This is a genomic window from Tenacibaculum profundi (assembly GCF_052050075.1).
GTDB lineage: Bacteria > Bacteroidota > Bacteroidia > Flavobacteriales > Flavobacteriaceae > Polaribacter.
In genome coordinates this window covers 386,229-406,404 of sequence record NZ_CP197225.1, presented here as the reverse complement: position 1 = coordinate 406,404, position 20,176 = coordinate 386,229, and the positions used below count along the sequence as shown (strand labels likewise).

Sequence of the window (20,176 nt, the reverse complement as noted above, 5' to 3'; positions counted from 1 at the left end):
TTTTTAAGGCCTTAAAAGTACTATATTTTGAAATATCAATACAAACAAAAAACGTGGTAATAACCACGTTTTTTTAACAATTATTAATTATTTATAATTAATTTTTCAAGCTCTTTTTAAACTTATCGAATCTGCTAGATTCTTGTTTAGGCCAGCTGTTATTTGATGTATCAATATCAGCAGTTTCTTGATCAGGATCAATTATAAAACTTTTGATTTCTTTTTCCGAATAAAATGTTCTAAAAACTTGATGATCATTTTTTTTCCAAATTTGTGCTGGATATGTTTCTCGTTTTTTACTTCCATCAGCATAATTAATTTCAAGAATAATTGGCATTACCAAGCCTCCTGGTTTTTCAAATTCAACTTGATACATGAATTTTGGGAGTTTTTTTAATTGTGCTCTTTTATTTTTAGGTAATGATTTGATATATACTTCTAGTTCTTTTGCATTTACGTCTTCCTTTTCTGTGGTAAGGTAAATTAATTTACCAAGACCATTAAAATAATCTGGGTATTGCTTTTTTAGTTCTAAAGTTCTTTTGTTTGGTTTATCAGTAATGTATATTTCTTTCACACTTTTGATACCGATATCTGTATAATCTGTTGTGTAAAACCATCCTCTCCAAAACCAATCTAAATCCATTCCTGACGCATCTTCCATGGTTCTAAAAAAATCAGCAGGAGTTGGGTGCTTAAACATCCAACGTTTAGAATAAGTTCTAAAGGCGTAGTCAAATAATTCAGGTCCCATAATCGTTTGGCGAAGCATGTAAAGTCCTGCAGCAGGTTTAGTATAAGCATTTGGACCAAAATTATGAACATAATCCCCTTGAGACATAATAGGTGATAAATTATTTTGATCCATTCCCATGTAACCAACAATATCTTTAGGTAAATTTCTTGTATTAAAAGCAGGATCGTAATCTAATTCTGCTAAAATTTCAACAAAAGAATTTAACCCTTCATCCATCCAAGTCCACTGACGTTCATCAGAGTTAATAATCATAGGAAAAAAATTATGTCCTACTTCATGGGTGATCACACCGATCATTCCATTTTTGATACGATCAGAATAGGTGCCATCTGGATTAGGTCTTCCGTAGTTGAAACAAATCATAGGATACTCCATACCTTGTGCTTTAGCATGAACCGATATGGCTTTAGAATAGGGATAGTCAAAGGTCATTTTTGAATATTCTTCCAATGTATTCGCAACAACCCTTGTAGAGTGCTTTTCCCATAAAGGATTTCCTTCTTTAGGATATAATGATACTGCCATTACAGTTCTATCATTAATTTTAACAGCCATAGCATCCCATATGTATTTTCTTGACGACGCAAAAGCAAAATCGCGTACTTGATTGGCTTTAAAATGCCATGTTTTTGTTTTAGTCGTTCTACCTTTTTCGTTATTCTTAGCCTCTTCCTCGGTTACGATGAAAACAGGGTTATTATAAGATTTTCTTGCTTTTTCCCAACGGTTACGTTGCTCTTTTGTCAATACAAGCTTTTCATTTTGCAATTCACCAGTAGCATCTACTATATGATCGGCAGGTACCGTTAGTTTTACATCATAATCACCAAATTCCAACGCCCATTCACTACGTCCCCAAAACTGCATGTTTTGCCAACCTTCAACATTATTATAAACTGCCAATCTAGGGAAAAACTGTGCTATAGTATAATTTTTATTGCCATCAGGAAATGACTCTAAACCAGAGCGTCCACCATCATTGACATAATCGGGAATTAAGAAATTCCACTTAATCCTAAATCTAAAGGTGTCTCCAGGAGCAAGAGGAGTAGATAAGTTAATACGCATCATTGTTCGGTTGATCGTATGAGACAAGTCTCTTCCATCGGCATATTTAACTGACTCTATATTATATCCATACTGTTTCGGCTCAGACATATTATCATCAACAAAATCTTCTACAGAAGAAAATGGTGCTGCTCCTTTAGATTCGGCAAGAGGTGATTTTGAATTCGGAGCACGTTTATTTTGGTCTAATTGAACCCATAAATACTCTAAGTGATCTTTAGAATTATTATGATAAGTAATTGTTTCATCACCATATAATTTGTCAGTAGCCTCGTCAACTCTGATGTCCATGGTATAGTCAACTTTTTGCTGAGTATATCCATGACCTGGAGCGCCTGATGCAGTACGTTGATCATTAGGTGTAGCTAATACGTCTTTCATTTGACGAAACTTATTTTGGTCTGTGTGCCCTTGTTGCTTTAATTTTGGAGCACTTTTTTCAGTTTCTTGCGCACATAAAGAAACTGAAACCATAAAGACCGACAGTATAAACAATATGTTTTTTCTCATTTTTGCGTTTAAAATTTGATTTAATTGTTGTAAAAATTACTTCATACTTGATAAAAACTTATTATTATGTTAAAATTTCAACAAACCTTTATCATTTTCTTTGTTTAAAAATAAACTTTTTCGTTTTTTATTAATAGTAGCTTTAACTAAATTTTGTTGGTTAGAGAAATGCTTTATAAGCACATTATTTTTTATATGTATGGAGCTTACTGCAATTATATTTTCAATTTCAAGATAAAAATACAGTATATTCCCGTCATATTCTTTTCCAATAAAATTATATCTTTTAGATTCGTTGTTTATTTCTATTTTGAAATGTTTATTCAAATAGTCTATAAACAAAGTATCTACATTTTTTATTTCAGTTTTTGCATCCAAATTCAAGTGCGTATTATATTCTTTATTTATGGCTAACTCAATATCATCCATAAACACATTCATAATAATTTGGATACTTTTACTTTTACTACTGTATTCTATTTCAGTCAAAGCAATATAATATTTATGCAATGCTAAGAAAGACATACAAATAAAAGATATAAGTATAATGGTTAACTTTTTCACTCTTAAAATATACTTGTAATCAATACAATAAGTAATTCTCGATTTTATGATCAAAAAAACTCAATGCCCCTTCATTTATTGTTTTTTATATGTGTCTGATTAATAATCAGTTCTCAAAATTACTATTTTTAAATCAGATTTTATACTTTAATTTGATAAATTGAAAGAAACTACTTTAACTTTAGTTTCTAATCACTATACTTTAATATTCCTTAGTATTCACTCTTTTTTGTTTAATGTTTCTAAATATATTTTACTTTCTTTTTGTAAAACATTGATAACCTTTATTTTATGTCCTTTTTTGTATAAGTTCTCAATTCCTGAGTGTTCACAAAAATCTAGGAAGTGATAGTATTTTTCTGGAGGAATCCCTAATTCTATAAAGAAAAATTTAGTACCAAGCTCTTTCATTAACTTTGCAGGTATTCCTTTCTTAAAAGCGAGTTCTTTCCGTAATTTCCATAATTTCTTAGATCGATTGAAAGGCATATTTATTGAAGTTCCCAATCCTTTAAATAAAGTAGTAGGATCAGATGTTACAGAATTTGGATAGGTATTTTGATCTGATTGTTCATTTAAATTGTTACTATTAAAATCAATATCAGAAAAATCCATGGTTTCCATTAAAGATTTATTTTTCAAATCTATAGGCGTTTCTTTAGTATCTAATGCTAAAGAACCAAGAAGTCTACTGGTCCTAAGTTTAATTTCATCAAGTGTGTATAATGTTTTTTCTATGACAAAAATATTTTGCTGTAGATGTAAATTTTCTTTATTTATTATGATGAACTTCGTTTTGTATCCAACACAAGATAGTCGTAACATATCATTTCGTCTAACTTGAATTTTAAATTCTCCATTTTCATTTGAGTATGTGGCTTGATTTGTTATTGTATTTACAATATGAACGTCAGGTATTATTCCTGAACGGTCTAATATTTTTCCATTAATAATTTTTTCGTCAATTTGAGAAAAACTAATCAAAAAAGTAAATAGGGTTAAAATAGTAATTGTTTTTTTCATCTTATTCTGCACAGTAATTAGGGGGTATACAATTAGGCTTGCTATAATTGATTTTATAAAATTTACAAATTCCTTTTCTTTTTTTACTTTTTTTTTGATGAGTGGGGGTCAGGAGGGAGGTGGTTAAAAATTGAATGGGGTTCAAATAAAAAAAGATTCTTTAAGGTGCTCTCGTAAAAAAACATAATTATACTAATGTCTATTGTATAAATTACTTTTATTTTTTAGTAAATCGATTAGATCTAAAATACTTTCATCGTTGTATAGTTGTTCCACTTTATTGTATGAACAAAATTCAATGAAGTGTTCAAGTTTGTCTTTAGGTATTTGTAATTCTTCAAAGAAAAAATGATCACCTATTTTATTTAGTAAATCGATTGATAGACTTGAATAGTTAGGGATTATTTTTGTTTTCTTTTTCTTTTTTTTATTCTTTTTTTTATTCTTTTTTGTTTCCCATAAAATCAATGCAGACTTTTGATAATCTTTGGCATCGTATATTGAATTAGTACTAAGCGGTAAACCATTACAGTTATCTAATACAGGTAAATGAGTAGGCTTATTCAAATGGAGTTCTTCTTGAGCTATAGGAAACAAAGCAATATTTTTATGATGTTTATTGACTTGCTCTTTTAAGTCTTTGTTAATAGTATTTTCTTTATAGTTTAAAGGAATTGGAACAATTTTTTGAGCTACAGAAACTTTTGTTACTAAAAAAATAAGTAGTGTTACAAACGGTATTTGTTTTATCATAATTTATTCTATTTTCTCAAAAATACTATCTAATTTGGAAACTCTTAGTTAATATATGTTAAAGTTAATCAAATACTTAACTATTTTATATATGATTGCTTTCTTAGTCAACCAATTGACTTTTTATTTCTTTCAAATAAACTATGCTTTCTGTTTTTAAAATTTCTATAAGTTGAAACGTTTTTTTTGATTGATGTAGTGATTGAATATTTTTTACTTCACAGAAAGATATAAAGTGATAGTATTTTTTTGGAGGGATTTTTAACTTTTCAAAAAAGAAATGAGAACCTAGTGTTTGTAATAATTTATCTGGAAAATCTTGTCGTTGTTGTAACCGTTTTTTGTCTTCTCTTTCTCTTCTAAGTCTTCCCGCTCCAATAGAAATATTACCAGAATTTGTGTCAGGCATGTTTTTTGCCAATTTTTGAATTCCCCCAACAAGATTATTTAGTTGTTTCTCTTTTTTTTCATGTTTATTGGGAACACTCTTCATATCAACGAGTAGGTTACCCGATAATTCATGTCTTTTAATAGCAATTTCTTCTAATAAATTTGTTCTGATATGCATTTTAATATTTAATGTTTCTTTTTTGAATATTTTTTTGTCGACCACAAACACCTCAGGTTGGTGCTGAATAGAAGTAACTTGAAGCTCATCACCCAAAGAAACTTCTATAGAAAATATTCCTTGCTCATTGGTAATTGTTCCTTTATGTGTTGTCTTATTTAAAACATGTGCATATACAATCACTCCGTTGCTATCCTTAATTATTCCTGTTATTGTTTTTTCTTTTTTTTGTATTAACGTTAATTTTAATATAAGTAATACGATAAAAAGTAATATTTGTTGCATAAATAGAATTATTTTAATAGATGTAAAACACTGCAAAATAAACACTTACAGGTATTAAATCTGTCTTAACGAGATGGTAATTTTTTGTTAAACAAATACTTATGTGCGCATGTTTATTTTTAAATATTTTATTGTTTAGTCCTTTTAGATTGGGTAGTTTTGGTGGTATTTTTAGAGCTCTATAAATAATTCAAATTAATGTATACAATGAAAAAACTCCTTATAGCAAGTACATCAACAGTTCATGGTAGTAATTACTTAGCTTATATTTTACCTACTTTAAAAAAGCATTTTAAAGGTGTTCATGAAATCATATTTATTCCTTATGCAAGACCAGGAGGAATTAGTTATGATGGGTACACAAAAAAAGCCAAAGAAGCTTTCGAAAAAATTGGTATCAGTATACGCGGTATTCATGAGTTTGATTCTGCAAAAAATGCAATCTCCAATGCTAAAGGTATTTTTACAGGAGGTGGCAATACATTTGAGTTGGTAAATCAATTGTATAAAAATGATTTAATAACAGTTTTAAAGGAAGTTTTAACGAATGGAATTCCGTATTTAGGAACAAGTGCAGGAAGCAATATCTGTGGCGTAACCATGATGAATACTAATGATATGCCAATTGTATATCCGCCAAGTTTCGATACTTTAGGTGTTATTCCGTTTAATATTAATGCACATTATTTAGATCCAGATCCAGATTCAACGCACATGGGTGAAACGCGTGAAATGCGAATTAAAGAATATCATATTTTTAACGAGACTCCTGTATTAGGTTTACGCGAAGGAAGTTGGTTGGAAGTTTTAGGTAATACGATAACTTTAAGAGGTTCATTAACGGCTCGATGTTTTCAACCCAATAAAGAGGCTATTGAATTAACACCGGATAGCGAAGTGGTATTTCATTAATGGTTTTAACCTGAAATGAAGTTTTTTCACTTTTAAAATATTCTATTTAACATAATATTAATTATAGTACAAATATATTGTTTTGAGTAAAATGGCGAATACTGTGTATTTAAAATAATTATAGATATAATTAACACGCTAGTGTTTTATATCGTCAACAATTATGTTACAGCCATTTTCGATACGTTAAGTTTATTCGTAAGCTATAATTCTATATTATGTGTAAATAGCCCAAAATATTTACGTTTCTAAAGATTATTCAGTACTCGGGTCATTTAACATTGGTTTGGTTTTCTGCTAAACAATAAACATTTCGTTCGTTTGTATATAATTGGTCGCGATATTAAATTATTCGGACTGTTTTATTTGTTTACATCTGACCTCATATTTAAATAATAGCCAATAAATAAAGTTTTCTGAGGCTGTTTTACATACTAATATTTACCTTTTTAGTGTAAAATGACCACTTTTTACTGTTCCATTAGCAAAAACGACCTTAAACCAATAATCGTTAGTTGGAAGCTGATTCCCATTAAAAGTTCCATCCCAACTGCTTTCAGGTGAAGTTAATTTTTTTAGAAGTTTTCCATATCTATTATAAATATATATAGAATAATTTTTATTTGTCCTCCCTTTTAGTTTCCAAGTATCATTAAAACCATCATTGTTAGGTTTAAAAAACTTCGGATAATCTAAAATTGAAACTGTCGTTTCTAAAATTCCACATCCGTTAATTTCTTGAACATATATGGTATAATCACCACCATCCAGATTATTAAACTCATTGCTTCTCTGATAATTAACTCCATCTAAAGAAAATTCATACTCTAAATTAGAGTTGATAATAACCTCTAGACTATTATTACTACTAAACTCTCTTATTTTAATTTCATAATCAGAAATAGGCATCACATTCGTTATTGTAACATTAACTTCTGAGATATCTGAACCACAAATGCCATTGGTAACCGTATAAGTATAAATTCCTGCAACATCTAATGTGGGATTAAAAACACCTGTTCCACTGGTTAAACTTGGTGACCATATGCCTCCTGTATCTGGTGTACCCGTTAGACTCTCAAATAAATCGACGGAACTACTATTTATACAAATTTCTAAACTTCCATTCTCTCCTGCATTTGGTAATGCTTCAATAGTTACATCAACTTCTGAAGTGTTTGAACCACAAACGCCATTGGTAACCGCATAAGTATAAACTCCTGCATCATCTACTGAAGGATTAAAAACACCTGTTCCACTGGTTAAACTTGGTGTCCATATGCCTCCTGTATCTGGTGTACCCATTAGACTATCAAATAAATCGACGGAACTACTATTTATACAAATCTCTAAACTTCCATTCTCTCCTGCATTTGGTAATGCATCAATAGTTACATCAACTTCTGAAGTGTCTGAACCACAAACACCATTGTTAACCGTATAAATATAAACTCCTGGAGTATCTACTGAGGGATCAAAAATACCTGTTCCACTGGTTAAACTTGGTGTCCATACTCCCCCTGTATCTGGCGTACCTGTTAGACTGTCAAACAAATCGACGGAACTACTATTTATACAAATCTCTAAACTTCCATTTTCTCCTGCACTTAATGTATTCGCTTGTTGAAAATCAAAAACACTATCGGAATTATTATCTAAAGGGGGTGTATAACCATCGGTCTCGCCAATAATTAATCCATTGACATCAACATCATCAGGTAAATTTCCCAAAGTCCCATTCTGATCACTATCTGTAAAGCCTGCCTCTATAACATCAAAACATCCGTCATTATCACTATCTAGATCTTGATGGTCTGGATAGCTATCGGAGTCCGTATCTCTATTCGGGTCTCCATTTTGTTCTATAATATCAAGAATTCCGTCGTTATCATCATCCAAATCATCATCATTTAAAATTCCATCATTATCAAAATCTGGGATACATTCATCTCTAATTTCTTCTTCACTACTACATTTTGAAGGATTATCAGATATAAAAATTTCACCATTAATAATTCCATTAGTTAATAAATTGCATAAAATTGAACAATCAGTTAAAGAATGATTCCCGCTAATACTTATAGCTGTTCCTCCAGGTGCATCTGCTATAAAAACACTTTCTAAGCCATTTAAATTTGTTAATAAAGGATTATTCCCAATACCTAAAGCTCTAACTTCTATTAGATTTCTAAATCCCTGTAGATTCATTAGTTTATTATTTTGACCTATGCCTAAATCGCCTTCTAACTTAGTTAACCCTGTGAACCCAGTTATTTCTATAAGATTATCGTTTTCCAGAATATATAAGTTACCCCAAGAAGGATTTAAATCTCCAATAATTTGAATATTATTAAATCCATTTATTTGTGCTAAACCTGTCGTAAAAATCTCTAAACCACTACCAATAGTAATTAGATTTTCGAATGAGGGAATCATTGTTAAATTTGGGCTTCCACTTAAATTCATAATTTTTGTTACTATTGCTAAATTTGTAAAACCATTAATAGTTAATAGATTACGATTTTCGGTAATGTCAATATTACGAATTACTTCCCTTAAAGAATTAAAACCACTTATTTCAAGAAGTGAATCATTGTTTTCAATACTGAGATTTCCTTTAAGGGGTGAAGCATCGGGTCCGCCACCAATTCTAACCAAGTTATCAAACCCCTCAAGTTTTTCCATTGCATTAGCTCTACGTATCACAAAATATCCATCAATATTTAGTAAATTACTGAAGGTAGATATTGTTTCTAATGCTTAATTCTCAGACACTTGAAAGTTTCCTCCAATTTTTTCTAACGCATTAAATCCTTTTATATCCTTTAAAACAGAATAATTTCCAATAATTAAAAAATCTCCATTGACCGTTTGCAACTTATTAATTCCTTCAATAGTTCCAATTAAATGACTTTGATCAATTATAAAATCACCACCAACGAATTCTAAATTACTAAAGTTTGATACGCTCGTTATTTCAGAATAGGAAATTATTAAGGATCCTTCTATTCTTTTAATAGCTGTTACCTCGGAAATATCGATAGCGTCACCTATGTATACCGTACCAGTAATGACTTCACATGTTCCATAATTTGAAATAAAACTTTCAACGTCACTTTGACTATTCAAATAAACATCTCCGGTAGGACATTGAGAAAATAAAATATGATTTATTAAGACGAAAAAACATAGCGTTAATTTTTTTATCATTTTAATAATGTGATTTAGAAAAGGTTGACAAATATATTAATATTTGTCAATTTAAACCCATTCCATTTACATTTAACCTCTTCTCCTCTGCCCTTTAAGCAAAAAGCATGTCCAATTAACATCCTTAAATAAACTTTTGAGTTTAAAAAAATTGGAGAAAATTGTCTATTGCTAACGCTTTTTTCCAAAGCAAAGTAACATAACGCAGTACATTATAGTACAAATATATTGTTTTGAGTAAAATGGCGAATACTGTGTATTTAAAATAATTATAGATATAATTAACACGCTAGTGTTTTATATCGTCAACAATTATGTTACAGCCATTTTCGATACGTTAAGTTTATTCGTAAGCTATAATTCTATATTATGTGTAAATAGCCCAGAATATTATCGTTTCTAAGATTATTCATTGCTTGGATCATTTAACATTGGTTTGGTTTTCTGCTAAACAATAAACATTCCGTTTTTTATTAATTAGACTACAAACAGTTTATTGTTAACGTAAAGGGAAATTAAAAAGACCGCTAGAGATAATATAGGTTCATTAATATTTATTATGGGATATAAATGAACTTTTAGATTTAAATTCAGTTGTTCATTATGTATTGTATACATATAATATATATTTTATTAAGAATATAAATATTAATTAAGTTTATCTAGCTTAATGAAGTTTCAGTAAAGATTTCCAGCTAACTAAAATAAAAAAGCAGAATAAAAAATGAGTCTTTCAAAAGAAAAGACTCATTCATTTTATGATTTGTGTTTATAAGCCACGATACGCTACATAGGTTTTTCTAATATCAATGGAAGTAAGGCCAAAATTAGGTCTTTCTACAGGATCTCCGTTTAAATGAGTGTAAACGGGTAAATTATTTCTCTTAAGGAAATCGCGTAAAATTAGATGATTTCTGGGCCAAGAGCCATATAACATAACCGAATTATAGTCAAAAGGAAGTGAATCATCATAAACACTTTCTTTACTCAGATTTGCTTTTAAAGTAGCGACTATAGATTTTCCATTTTCTCCGAGTTTATTCATTCCTTCTTTTATAAATTGGTAATCTTTATTAGTATGAAAATTTGCTAAATAAGAATCTCTCTTCGGACGTTGATGCTCATGTCCAAATCCAACTGCGTGTCCTATTTCATGAACAATTGACTGAAAATCACATGTTAAAGACAAATTCATACTACCTTCTACTGATCCGACAGAGCAATTACAACCTGACGATTTTTTAAAGATTGTTATTTTTTTTAAATGAGAATTAGCAGGTACAATTTTAAACCTCATATTGGTTTTATTAGCCCAATGGCTCATTGCTTTGAAAATTGTAGCATATTGTTTTTTACTAAAATTATTTTTGTCATTAAAAGCAAAATGAATCCATCGACCTTCCCATAATTCTGCGCCATACAATATGTTAGAGTTAATGGATGATCGAAGCTTCGTAGTTTCTGTACTGTACTTTTTTTTAAAATATGCAATATCATTATCAATATCTTCAATTTCAAATTCATTAACGTTATATATTTTTAAAATATTAACTGAAGATTTTGGAATTAACATATCTCCTAGTAAGATTAAGAAATTATCTTCTTTGTGTTTATCTATATATAGGTTAATATTACCTAAGCTTTCTCCAATAATTATTTTTTCATTATTGGTTAAATTATCCTTTTTTATGTCGGTAAAAACTCCTTTATCGTCGTAACAAGAAGTGAATAAAACTAAAATAGAATAATAAAGAAAGAAGTATAATTTAGTTTTTATTTTTAACTTCATTTTCTAGTTTTTTAATTTTATTATTAAGCTGAATAATGTAAAGTGATAATTCTTCTACAGTTTGTAAAAGATTTTTCGTAGTATCATCAATACTATAACTTCCATACTTTTTTATTGCTCTTTTAGAATTAAAGTTAGGTAAATGTTTGTTTTTAGAAATAAAGGTTTCTAATTCCTCAATAGGTTTTAAATTATAATTTGATTCAAAAACATAATCAGGCCAGTCCGAAGAGTCACTAGAAATTTCAATATCTTTTGTCAAAATAGTCCCACTAACACTCAATTTTTTTTGAGGGTTATTAGTTCCTATTCCAATATTTCCATTGTTAGCAATACACATTCTAATAGAAGAATTGGTTAAGAAATTCAAACCATTTTTAGGCCCGTAACCGCCACTTTTTCTGTTACTTGCAATTCTCTCACCAGAGTCCCAAACATAGGATGTGCCAAATACTACGCCATTATCGAGACCATTGGAAGTTCCTTGATTGTTTACTAACAGCCATCCATCTAAAGATATGTTAGTATAGTTATAAGCTTGATCTTGAGAAAAGCACATAAAGGACCAAAGCATAAGGATTAACAAAAAAAAATTTTTCATAATTAAAGGGTTTAAAAATTAAAATATTTTTTCTGCTAAATAGTAAGGGTATTACAAATGTATTACTTTATAGTGATTGGCTATATTTTAACATTTGTAATTCTTCTTGATTCATTATTTATATTTTGCATTATTCGAAAATCAAAATAGTTTAAAAAACGTAAATATATCATAATCAGTGTTTTAAAAGAAATATTTGTAATTTCTTTCACTTCTGATATTTGATTTATAAGAAGCTTATAACTAGACATTTGAACCTATATTTATGTCATTGTTAGTAATGTACACTACCTACAAATAATAACCTTTTGTTTTAATTAAAGTTTTGTGTAGTTGTTTTAGTTCTATTGAATAGAACTATATACACCTAAAATTTTCCTTTGTAAAAAGAGTACTTAATTTTATATCAATCTTTTTGTATGGTTCATGATAAGCATCATTCTGTATTGTTAAGAGAATGATCTATATTTATAATTTATGTTAGAAACAGAGTGAGACTTCATTTTATTTTTAATTAAAGTGTATTTTTGTCAAAAAATAGATTTTTTAATAAAAAAATAAAATGAAAATAATTAAAAAAATATCAATAGTTTTTTCTTTGATTTTATTAATGGCATCATGTGATGATACTTACAGTCCACCTCCTGAAACCGAAAAAGTATACACTTTAAATCTAAACCTAAGTAATTTCCCAAAAAATATACCTAATGATTTAAATCTTAGAAATTACTTATGGGTTTCAAAAAAAGGAGAAAATAAGTATATTTTCCTAAAATCATTTCTGTTTTTAAGAGACAGTTTACATCCCAGTAGAAAAAAAATTTTGATAAAACAAGAAGAATTGATAGAAGAAGATATAGATATTATTATAACTGTTGAAGAAAGTTATAAAAAGCCATCAGAACCATCTAATTGGATCTTATGCAAAGGCTCGGGAAACCTTTCATCAAACCCTATATCTTTATCCTTTGAAGATGGACTCTTTAATTCAGAAAATGAAAGTTTTCTTAATTCTAAAGCTAGCTTTTTTCTTAATGCTCCCTCTGCAGGTTCCGTCGGAGGAAATCACAATGGAATCTGGTTTATTAATGATCTTTCTGCTACTACTGGAGGGTTCGAAAACTTTCCTGTTTTAGGTGAAAATTGGGAATATGGCGCATGGATATTATTAGATGATAATACCCCAGCGGACAACATTGTTCATCTTCCCATTGGAAAATTCACAAATATATCTCAAGCTGACACTAGTATTTACGGTACTTCATTTAATAATGAATTTAAGGGGGCTAATTCTGTTTATCCATTTGTTGGAGAAGATTTTATTGAGGATCCTAACGGCAAATTCTCAAATCTAGATTTTCCCTTAGATCTTAGAAGACCGTCAACTGTTTTAAATAGTCATCCAAATGTTATTATTACAATAAGACCGAAATCTTATGAAAATACAACACACCCCTTTTTTATATGGATATTTGATAAACATATAGGTATAAACGAATCATTATCGGAAAAAATAATAATGAATAACCGAAATCAAGGAGTTAATTTTTCCGGAAAATTATCTCTGATACCCGAAAGCTAACTAACAGTTTTAAAAAAGTTACAATAAAAAACACCTATTTTAGGTGTTTTTTTTATTTAAAATTTAGTAAAGGTATATCTATGTATATAGATCTTTAGTAAGTAATAAAAACGTATTAATAAAATCATTGATATACCCTTTGTTGAATAAGTGAAACTGATTACTCGTGCAATTATGATTACCATAAAAGCATCAACTTTACACTTTTTAATTACCCTGTAAACGTTTCCAAAGTGTTTGTATTAAAAATTTGGCATCTCGTTGGTTTTTTGGTGTTTCCGTTGCTTGAATTTTTCTTTCTTTTTCTTCTAGTAGATAAGAAAAGGCGAAAAAAGAAGAGCCATCCTCTCTTGGAATAACCCCAAAACGTAAATCGTTAAAGTACCATTGCCCATCTTTTTTTTCAATAATGTACCAACCTTCTGCAATTTTTATAAGCCTCTGAATGTTAGTATACTTAATTAAATCAGCTGATTTTTCACGAAGTTTGGGGTATTTTTTGAATTGTATAGGTTGGGTATCGAAAAAAGAATAATCAGTTGTAAGATAATAATCTTTTGTATCAATATTGGCATTCCATAAAATGGTATTTAAAGGGGATGGTCGCGAACTAATTGTTGTATATTCGATACCTTGATTTTTTAATGCTGTTTCAATTGTTCGATGGGCATAAAATTTTAAAATTAGGGTACTTAATAAGTAGGTTGTAGAAAGTATGAGTCCCATTTTATTGAGACGTGTTCTGAGTTTTAGATTTTTTTGAAAACATGCTACACCAATGCATCCCACGAGTAATGGTAGTGTATACAAAGGATCAATAACAAAAATAGCATTGAAAGCTACCTTTATATCAAAAGGCCAGCATAATTGAGTTCCCCATGTAGTAAATGCATCTAATAAAGGATGTGTAATTAAGCTTCCAAAAAATAGTTTCGTCCATGCTTGCCAACCTAGATTTTTTTTGTACTCCAATTTATTCACAAGCCACCCTAGAAGAGGTGCCATAAATATGGAAAATAAAATAGAATGACTAAAACCTCGATGTAATTCTATCGCTGTAATAGTATCTGTAAATAAACCTAAGCATACATCTAAATCAGGAATTGTGCCTCCAATAGCTCCGTAAAGTAATGCTTTATTACCAATTTTTTTACCTAAAACAGCTTCTCCAACGGCAGCACCTAATACAATTTGGGTAAGTGAATCCAATTTTTTCTAATTATATTTTATAATGATTACTTTTTTAATGCTTAATCACACAACCTCTTCAATTTGTTTTGAGTATCATTTTAAAAAAAATGCTTATGCTTGTGATTACTATTTTGAATCGTGTGTTTGTTTGAAAAATTATTTTAAATCCCATTAATATAATTACTAAAAGGATCATTAAATTGATAGCCTGTATTGAAACGCTCTTTACTCAAGATTTTATATTCTGACAATGCCCAAAGTATAAATTCTTGTAAGAAAGAGATGTCTTTTTCAGTAGTATTTGGCTGATATTTTTTTATTAATGAAGTCAAAGGAACAATGGAATTTAATTGTTCTTTGAAATATAAATCGTCCATATCATCAAGCAACTCCACCGCCTCTTTTGTTGTAAACCATTCTGAAATTGCATCGTATGGTGAGGTCTCATCGTCTTTCCTTAATTTCTTGATTTCAGGAAATAAGGTATTAAAAATTGTTTTGATAGCACTGTTTAGTAGAAGATGAGCCACAATATCAGCTCCCTCCTGCTCTCCTTCGTAAACCAATTCCATTTTACCTGTTATAGCAGGAATAGTTCCTAAAAAATCGAGTACTCTCACCGATGTTTCTGTTTCTTCATTCAGTAAACTTCTTCGCTCGGCAGTACTTAAAAGATTTTCAAAAATAGCAATACTCATTCGGGCACTTACCCCACTTTTTAAGTCTACATATTCACTTTTTCTTGCTTCAAACACTAACTGCTCTATGATATCTCTAGCCATATCAGGAACATATATTTTAGTTTTTTGCTCCGCTAAGTAAGTAGCCTCTTGCGCTGTAATTTTCTTAGCAATTTCGATGGTTTTGGGATAGTGTGTTAAAATTTGAGAACCAATACGATCTTTTAACGGAGTTACAATACTTCCTCTATTTGTATAATCCTCAGGATTTGCCGTAAATACAAACTGTATATCTAAAGGTAACCGCAATTTAAAACCTCTTATTTGAATATCTCCTTCTTGTAGAATGTTAAAAAGAGAAACTTGAATTCGAGCTTGTAAGTCAGGTATTTCATTAATAACAAAGATACACCGGTTGGCTCTTGGAATCATTCCAAAATGTATTACACGATCATCTGCATAATTTAATTTCAAATTCATCGCCTTGATAGGATCCACATCTCCAATTAAGTCTGCTACAGTTACATCAGGAGTAGCTAATTTTTCAAAAAAACGCTCTTCTCTATGCACCCAAGAAATAGGAGTTTCATCTTTATGTTCAGCAATCAACTCTTTAGCGTATCTTGATAAAGGGTATAAAGGATCGTCATTAATTTCAGATCCTTTTACAATAGGTATATATTCATCAAGTAACGTAACCATTAACCTAGCTAGCCTTGTTTTTGCCTGCCCTCTTAGTCCTAAAAGGTTGATGTTATGTTTCGATAAAATAGCTGTTTCTAGTTCTGGAATTACAGAGTCTTCATATCCCCAAACTCCTGTAAAAACAGTTTCTTGTTGCTTTAATTTTTTGATAAGGTTATTTCGTAATTCGTCTTTTATTGAAAGCGATTGATAACCTGATGCTTTTAGGGCTCCTAATGTTTTTATATTCTGGTGATTCATGTTAAATATTGTAATAAAGTATGTAGAGAATACTTTTTTATTGTTGTTCTTATTAAAATTTTCGAATATTTCTTTTTCTGTTTTGTTCGTAATCTTCAAAAATCATTTCTCCTAAACCTTTTAAACCAGTATAGAAAGCTTTTCCTTGATTGGCAACCGTAAAATGCTGAATAAATTGCATTAAATAAGGGTCTTTTGCTATCATAAATGTGGTAATGGGGATGTGCAATTTTCTAGCTTGAGCGGCCATATTGTAACATTTTTCAACAATATAACTATCTAAACCATTACTGTTTTTATAATAAGTGCCATCAGATAACCTTAAACAGCTAGGTTTTCCGTCCGTTATCATAAAGATTTGCTTATTGGTATTTCTTTTTCTCCTTAAAATATCTAATGCAAGTTGCAAACCTGCTACGGTGTTGGTATGATACGGACCTACCTTTAGATAAGGTAAATCTTTAACGGAAATCATCCAAGCATCGTTTCCAAAAACTAAAATATCCATGGTATCTTTAGGGTAACGAGTTCTAATAAGTTCTGTTAACGCCATTGCTACCTTTTTGGCAGGAGTAATTCTGTCTTCTCCGTATAGAATCATGCTATGACTAATATCAATCATCAATACAGTGCTCATTTGAGCTTTAAAATTTGTTTCTTGCACAATAAGGTCCTGATCCGTCAACGAAAAATTACCTATTCCATTATTAACCTGCGCATTCTTAATGCTTTCTGTCATAGAAATTCTATCTAAGGAATCTCCAAAATTATAATCTCTAAATTCTCCTGTAAGCTCATCTCCTGCACCACTTTTTTTTGTTTTATGATTACCAGCACCGTGTTTTTTTAAGTTTCCAAAAATTTGATTTAATGCATTTTGTCGCAGGGCTTGTTCTGTTTTTGAAGTAATTTTTATTTTCTTGTCATTTGGGTCATCTCCATTACCGGTACTATCACCAAATTCTTCCCTTATATAGCCTTTATTTTTTAAATCTTCCAAAAAATCATCCAATGTATATTCAGGAGTAGTTAGCTTATATTCTTTATCTAATTGTTTTAACCAAGTAAACGCTTCATCAAAATCTCCAGAAGTATAAGTAAGTAATTCTTTGAAGATATCAAATAATTTATCAAATGGGGGGATTTCTTTTTCCTTAAACTTTTCAAAACGTAACCCTTTTGTGTACTGTTTAACCATGTTATAAAAATACGACTATTTGTTTTTTAAAACCAGTTATTATCTTTTAATAGATAAATTATAATGTATATAAATTAGTTAAAAGAATCCATTAAAGCTTCTTTTTCTTTTATGAGAAGTAAAATAATGTCCCCTTTGTAGCGTTTTTTACAAATTTAAAAAATTACAACTTTTGATATTTTTTTCCTATTGTTAACTTAGATACTAGATTTAGTATCTAATCTTTTATAGCCCAAACCTTATAATAAAAAACAACTCGCAACAAAATTATTATATTTTTAATAATAAAGCCTAAAGTCTAATAGTTTACATACTTTATAGTGCTTTTGATATAATTTTTCAACTACATTTAACATATCATCATCTTCTTCAAAAAGATTAAAGAAAACTTTGTCTAAATTAGCACTAGAAACTTCAGGGTAGTTGTTTCCATATCCAGAAATACCTTTAGCTCCTGTTATGTCAAGGAAATACTGAGCTTCTTCTTCATCTAAATCAAGAATTTTTGCGCTAGAAAAATGAAGTAACTTACCATTTAATTTTCCTTCAAAAATTTCTGCAATTTCTTGTAGGCTATAATAGTAGTTGTTCAGGCAAATACTATTTGCTTCTCCTTCCATTACCAAATATATGATTTCGTAATTTTTAAAATTATGATCATCTAAAACTAACGTATTTAAACTGCCTTCTAAAGCTTCAATGGTGTCACAAGTTTTATGAACACTTGTAATTCCATATTGCATAGCTAACTCCTCTAATTTTTTTTGCGTTCGGGTAGTTTCTATTATTTCAATATCACGAACAGCCTCTAAGCAGAATATAAAATAATCTGTAGGTAAATAATTTTCTTCCGGTAAATGCTGTTTTCTTTCTAACAAATCTTAGTTTTTGAAGCTAAAACGCAAAAATAATACAACTATTTTATTTTTTTAAAAGTGATTTCAAACATTAAAATATAACAAACTTCAAATTCTCGCAAGCCTCTCCTCTATTCTATTGATAGACAATAATATTTTTCTTTTTAGCTGGCTTAACTTGTAAATTAATTAATAGGTTTTATTTTTTGAAATAAAGTTTCTTTAAACGTCTTTCCAACAGGTACTTTTTGTTGATTAATATAAACAATGTTTCCGGTTACTTTCTCTATATAGTTTAGATTAATTATAAATGACTTATGTACTTGAATAAAATGATCCTTTTTAAGATAGTTATTCCATTTTTTTAGGCTATCAATAAAAGTAAGGCTATTTATTTTTGTAACCACTGTTACATAGTTTCGATCTGATTGAACATAAATTATCGAATTTAAATCTACTTTATGAAGTGTTTTGTCTACATTAATAAAAACGGCATCTTCATTCTGAGTTATTTCAAGAACATCCGTTTTTATAATACTGGTATTTAATTGCTGCTTTGTATCTAGTTTATTAATGGCCTTTAAAAACCTCTCAAAACTAAAAGGTTTTAACAAGTAATCTATAATACTTTCATATTCAAAACTTTCAGCCGCATAGTTTGCGTAGGCGGTGGTCATTATTACCTTTGGTGGATTTGAAAGTGTTTTTAAAAAATTAAGTCCTGAGATCGTTGGTAAATTAATATCTAAAAATAACAGGTCTATATTTTCTTTTTTTAAAACAGTATTCGCTTTTATAGGTGAATTAAAGACCCCTTTGATTTCTAAATCAGGAATTTTATGAATATAGGATACAAGAATTTCTTGAGCGGGTATTTCATCTTCTATAATAATACAGGTCATTGTAAAATAATTTCTAATTGAGCAATAAATGTGTTTTCTATTTTGAGAATAGTAAAACTATGTGTATTGGGATATAACAAATGCAGTCGTTTTTTTAAATTTTTAAGCCCAATTTGAAAGCCTTCTGTATGTCTTGTAGTCCCGTCCATTGCAAACTCATTGGAACAATAAAATTTAAGTACACCATCATTTACATTTAATTCTATTACAATGTCACTCAGTGCATCTTCTTTATAAGTACTATGTTTAAAAGCATTTTCAATAAGACTAATAAGTAGCAAAGGGGCTATTTTATAATTATAGGAAGTAATATTCTTATTAAAAATAACTCGATTTATACCTTCTGTCCTTAATTTTTGAAACTCTAAATAATTATCTATGAACCCAATTTCTTCTTCTAATGCAATTGTTTTAACTTCACTTTGGTATAAAATATATTTTAAATTTTCGGAAAGCATAAGAATCATCTCAGCTACATTATCGCTGCCTTTTACTGCCTGAGCGTATACCGTATTCATGTTATTAAATAACACATGTGGGTTTATTTGAGATTTTAAAAATTTCAACTCAATTTCAAGCCGTTCTTTATCTGATAACTCCAATTGCTTTTGTTTCTCAAATAATAAGAACAAAAACCAAATTAATGATAAAAAAATAAGTGGTAATAAAAATTTCCATAAGTTACTGCCCAAGCAAATCGTATACTCACAGTAACAATTAATAATATAATAACAATAAAATGTAGTAACTATAAAAAGTAAAGCTATAATTATAAAAGAAT

General features: G+C 29.3%; 17 protein-coding genes. 2 read left to right on the top strand and 15 right to left on the bottom strand.

The genetic code is table 11. The annotated features are described in order from the left end of the window. Positions 1-97: 97 nt before the first annotated feature. The 5 genes from ACSIGE_RS01495 to ACSIGE_RS01475 all read right to left on the bottom strand — a co-directional run bounded on the left by ACSIGE_RS01495 (position 98) and on the right by ACSIGE_RS01475 (position 5,528). Positions 98-2,335, bottom strand: a complete 2,238-nt coding sequence (locus ACSIGE_RS01495; RefSeq protein ID WP_440881027.1) for a M1 family metallopeptidase — start codon at positions 2,333-2,335, stop codon at positions 98-100. 69 nt (positions 2,336-2,404) lie between these two features. Further along, a complete protein-coding gene (locus ACSIGE_RS01490; protein ID WP_440881026.1) occupies positions 2,405-2,860 on the bottom strand; it encodes a DUF6702 family protein in 456 nt (151 codons plus the stop codon). A 258-nt stretch (positions 2,861-3,118) separates the two neighbouring features. Next, the gene (locus ACSIGE_RS01485; RefSeq protein ID WP_440881025.1) at positions 3,119-3,922 is read right to left on the bottom strand and encodes a carboxypeptidase-like regulatory domain-containing protein; all 804 of its coding nucleotides are present in this window, start codon (positions 3,920-3,922) and stop codon (positions 3,119-3,121) included. A gap of 192 nt (positions 3,923-4,114) precedes the next feature. Continuing rightward, the gene (locus ACSIGE_RS01480) at positions 4,115-4,675 is read right to left on the bottom strand and encodes a hypothetical protein (protein ID WP_440881024.1); all 561 of its coding nucleotides are present in this window, start codon (positions 4,673-4,675) and stop codon (positions 4,115-4,117) included. Positions 4,676-4,778: 103 nt separating this feature from the next. After that, a complete protein-coding gene (locus ACSIGE_RS01475) occupies positions 4,779-5,528 on the bottom strand; it encodes a hypothetical protein (RefSeq protein ID WP_440881023.1) in 750 nt (249 codons plus the stop codon). A gap of 207 nt (positions 5,529-5,735) precedes the next feature. Here ACSIGE_RS01475 and pepE point away from each other — a divergent pair, with 207 nt between their 5' ends. After that, a complete protein-coding gene (gene pepE, locus ACSIGE_RS01470) occupies positions 5,736-6,440 on the top strand; it encodes a dipeptidase PepE (RefSeq protein ID WP_440881022.1) in 705 nt (234 codons plus the stop codon). 441 nt (positions 6,441-6,881) lie between these two features. Here pepE and ACSIGE_RS01465 read toward each other — a convergent pair whose 3' ends face one another. The 4 genes from ACSIGE_RS01465 to ACSIGE_RS01450 all read right to left on the bottom strand — a co-directional run bounded on the left by ACSIGE_RS01465 (position 6,882) and on the right by ACSIGE_RS01450 (position 12,040). Further along, positions 6,882-9,125 carry a T9SS type B sorting domain-containing protein gene (locus tag ACSIGE_RS01465; protein ID WP_440881021.1) on the bottom strand — a complete coding sequence of 748 codons (2,244 nt, stop codon included), beginning with the start codon at positions 9,123-9,125 and terminating at the stop codon, positions 6,882-6,884. 75 nt (positions 9,126-9,200) lie between these two features. Then, positions 9,201-9,650: a hypothetical protein gene (locus ACSIGE_RS01460; RefSeq protein ID WP_440881020.1), complete on the bottom strand. Its 450-nt coding sequence runs from the start codon at positions 9,648-9,650 to the stop codon at positions 9,201-9,203. Between the two features lie 769 nt (positions 9,651-10,419). Beyond that, positions 10,420-11,439 carry a M12 family metallopeptidase gene (locus ACSIGE_RS01455; protein ID WP_440881019.1) on the bottom strand — a complete coding sequence of 340 codons (1,020 nt, stop codon included), beginning with the start codon at positions 11,437-11,439 and terminating at the stop codon, positions 10,420-10,422. Next, on the bottom strand, positions 11,417-12,040 hold the full coding sequence (locus ACSIGE_RS01450; RefSeq protein ID WP_440881018.1) for a hypothetical protein: 624 nt from the start codon (positions 12,038-12,040) through the stop codon (positions 11,417-11,419). Before ACSIGE_RS01450 ends, ACSIGE_RS01455 begins: the two co-directional genes overlap by 23 nt. Before the next feature lie 562 nt (positions 12,041-12,602). On the opposite strand from ACSIGE_RS01450, the gene ACSIGE_RS01445 reads away from it, so the two are divergent. After that, positions 12,603-13,622 (top strand): hypothetical protein, encoded by a 1,020-nt coding sequence (locus ACSIGE_RS01445; protein ID WP_440881017.1) that lies wholly within the window; start codon positions 12,603-12,605, stop codon positions 13,620-13,622. Positions 13,623-13,829: 207 nt separating this feature from the next. Here the strand turns inward: ACSIGE_RS01445 and ACSIGE_RS01440 are convergent, their stop codons facing one another. The 6 genes from ACSIGE_RS01440 to ACSIGE_RS01415 form a co-directional block, all read right to left on the bottom strand. Then, positions 13,830-14,831, bottom strand: a complete 1,002-nt coding sequence (locus ACSIGE_RS01440; protein WP_440881016.1) for a metal-dependent hydrolase — start codon at positions 14,829-14,831, stop codon at positions 13,830-13,832. Between the two features lie 143 nt (positions 14,832-14,974). Next, positions 14,975-16,438 (bottom strand): AAA family ATPase, encoded by a 1,464-nt coding sequence (locus ACSIGE_RS01435; RefSeq protein ID WP_440881015.1) that lies wholly within the window; start codon positions 16,436-16,438, stop codon positions 14,975-14,977. A 52-nt stretch (positions 16,439-16,490) separates the two neighbouring features. Next, positions 16,491-17,636: a vWA domain-containing protein gene (locus tag ACSIGE_RS01430; RefSeq protein WP_440881014.1), complete on the bottom strand. Its 1,146-nt coding sequence runs from the start codon at positions 17,634-17,636 to the stop codon at positions 16,491-16,493. Positions 17,637-17,914: 278 nt separating this feature from the next. Then, complete coding sequence (locus ACSIGE_RS01425; RefSeq protein WP_440881013.1) at positions 17,915-18,514, bottom strand: DUF6642 family protein; 600 nt, start codon at positions 18,512-18,514, stop codon at positions 17,915-17,917. 164 nt (positions 18,515-18,678) lie between these two features. Continuing rightward, on the bottom strand, positions 18,679-19,395 hold the full coding sequence (locus ACSIGE_RS01420) for a LytR/AlgR family response regulator transcription factor (RefSeq protein WP_440881012.1): 717 nt from the start codon (positions 19,393-19,395) through the stop codon (positions 18,679-18,681). Next, positions 19,392-19,997 (bottom strand): sensor histidine kinase, encoded by a 606-nt coding sequence (locus ACSIGE_RS01415; protein ID WP_440881011.1) that lies wholly within the window; start codon positions 19,995-19,997, stop codon positions 19,392-19,394. Before ACSIGE_RS01415 ends, ACSIGE_RS01420 begins: the two co-directional genes overlap by 4 nt. Positions 19,998-20,176: the final 179 nt, after the last annotated feature.

Excerpts from the sequence above, each read along its gene's own strand:
- ACSIGE_RS01495 (WP_440881027.1), bottom strand. The coding sequence starts at position 2,335 with ATGAGAAAAAACATATTGTTTATACTGTCGGTCTTTATGGTTTCAGTT.
- ACSIGE_RS01490 (WP_440881026.1), bottom strand. The coding sequence starts at position 2,860 with ATGTCTTTCTTAGCATTGCATAAATATTATATTGCTTTGACTGAAATA.
- ACSIGE_RS01485 (WP_440881025.1), bottom strand. The coding sequence starts at position 3,922 with ATGAAAAAAACAATTACTATTTTAACCCTATTTACTTTTTTGATTAGT.
- ACSIGE_RS01480 (WP_440881024.1), bottom strand. The coding sequence starts at position 4,675 with ATGATAAAACAAATACCGTTTGTAACACTACTTATTTTTTTAGTAACA.
- ACSIGE_RS01475 (WP_440881023.1), bottom strand. The coding sequence starts at position 5,528 with ATGCAACAAATATTACTTTTTATCGTATTACTTATATTAAAATTAACG.
- pepE (WP_440881022.1), top strand. The coding sequence starts at position 5,736 with ATGAAAAAACTCCTTATAGCAAGTACATCAACAGTTCATGGTAGTAAT.
- ACSIGE_RS01465 (WP_440881021.1), bottom strand. The coding sequence starts at position 9,125 with ATGGAAAAACTTGAGGGGTTTGATAACTTGGTTAGAATTGGTGGCGGA.
- ACSIGE_RS01460 (WP_440881020.1), bottom strand. The coding sequence starts at position 9,650 with ATGATAAAAAAATTAACGCTATGTTTTTTCGTCTTAATAAATCATATT.
- ACSIGE_RS01455 (WP_440881019.1), bottom strand. The coding sequence starts at position 11,439 with ATGAAGTTAAAAATAAAAACTAAATTATACTTCTTTCTTTATTATTCT.
- ACSIGE_RS01450 (WP_440881018.1), bottom strand. The coding sequence starts at position 12,040 with ATGAAAAATTTTTTTTTGTTAATCCTTATGCTTTGGTCCTTTATGTGC.
- ACSIGE_RS01445 (WP_440881017.1), top strand. The coding sequence starts at position 12,603 with ATGAAAATAATTAAAAAAATATCAATAGTTTTTTCTTTGATTTTATTA.
- ACSIGE_RS01435 (WP_440881015.1), bottom strand. The coding sequence starts at position 16,438 with ATGAATCACCAGAATATAAAAACATTAGGAGCCCTAAAAGCATCAGGT.
- ACSIGE_RS01430 (WP_440881014.1), bottom strand. The coding sequence starts at position 17,636 with ATGGTTAAACAGTACACAAAAGGGTTACGTTTTGAAAAGTTTAAGGAA.
- ACSIGE_RS01420 (WP_440881012.1), bottom strand. The coding sequence starts at position 19,395 with ATGACCTGTATTATTATAGAAGATGAAATACCCGCTCAAGAAATTCTT.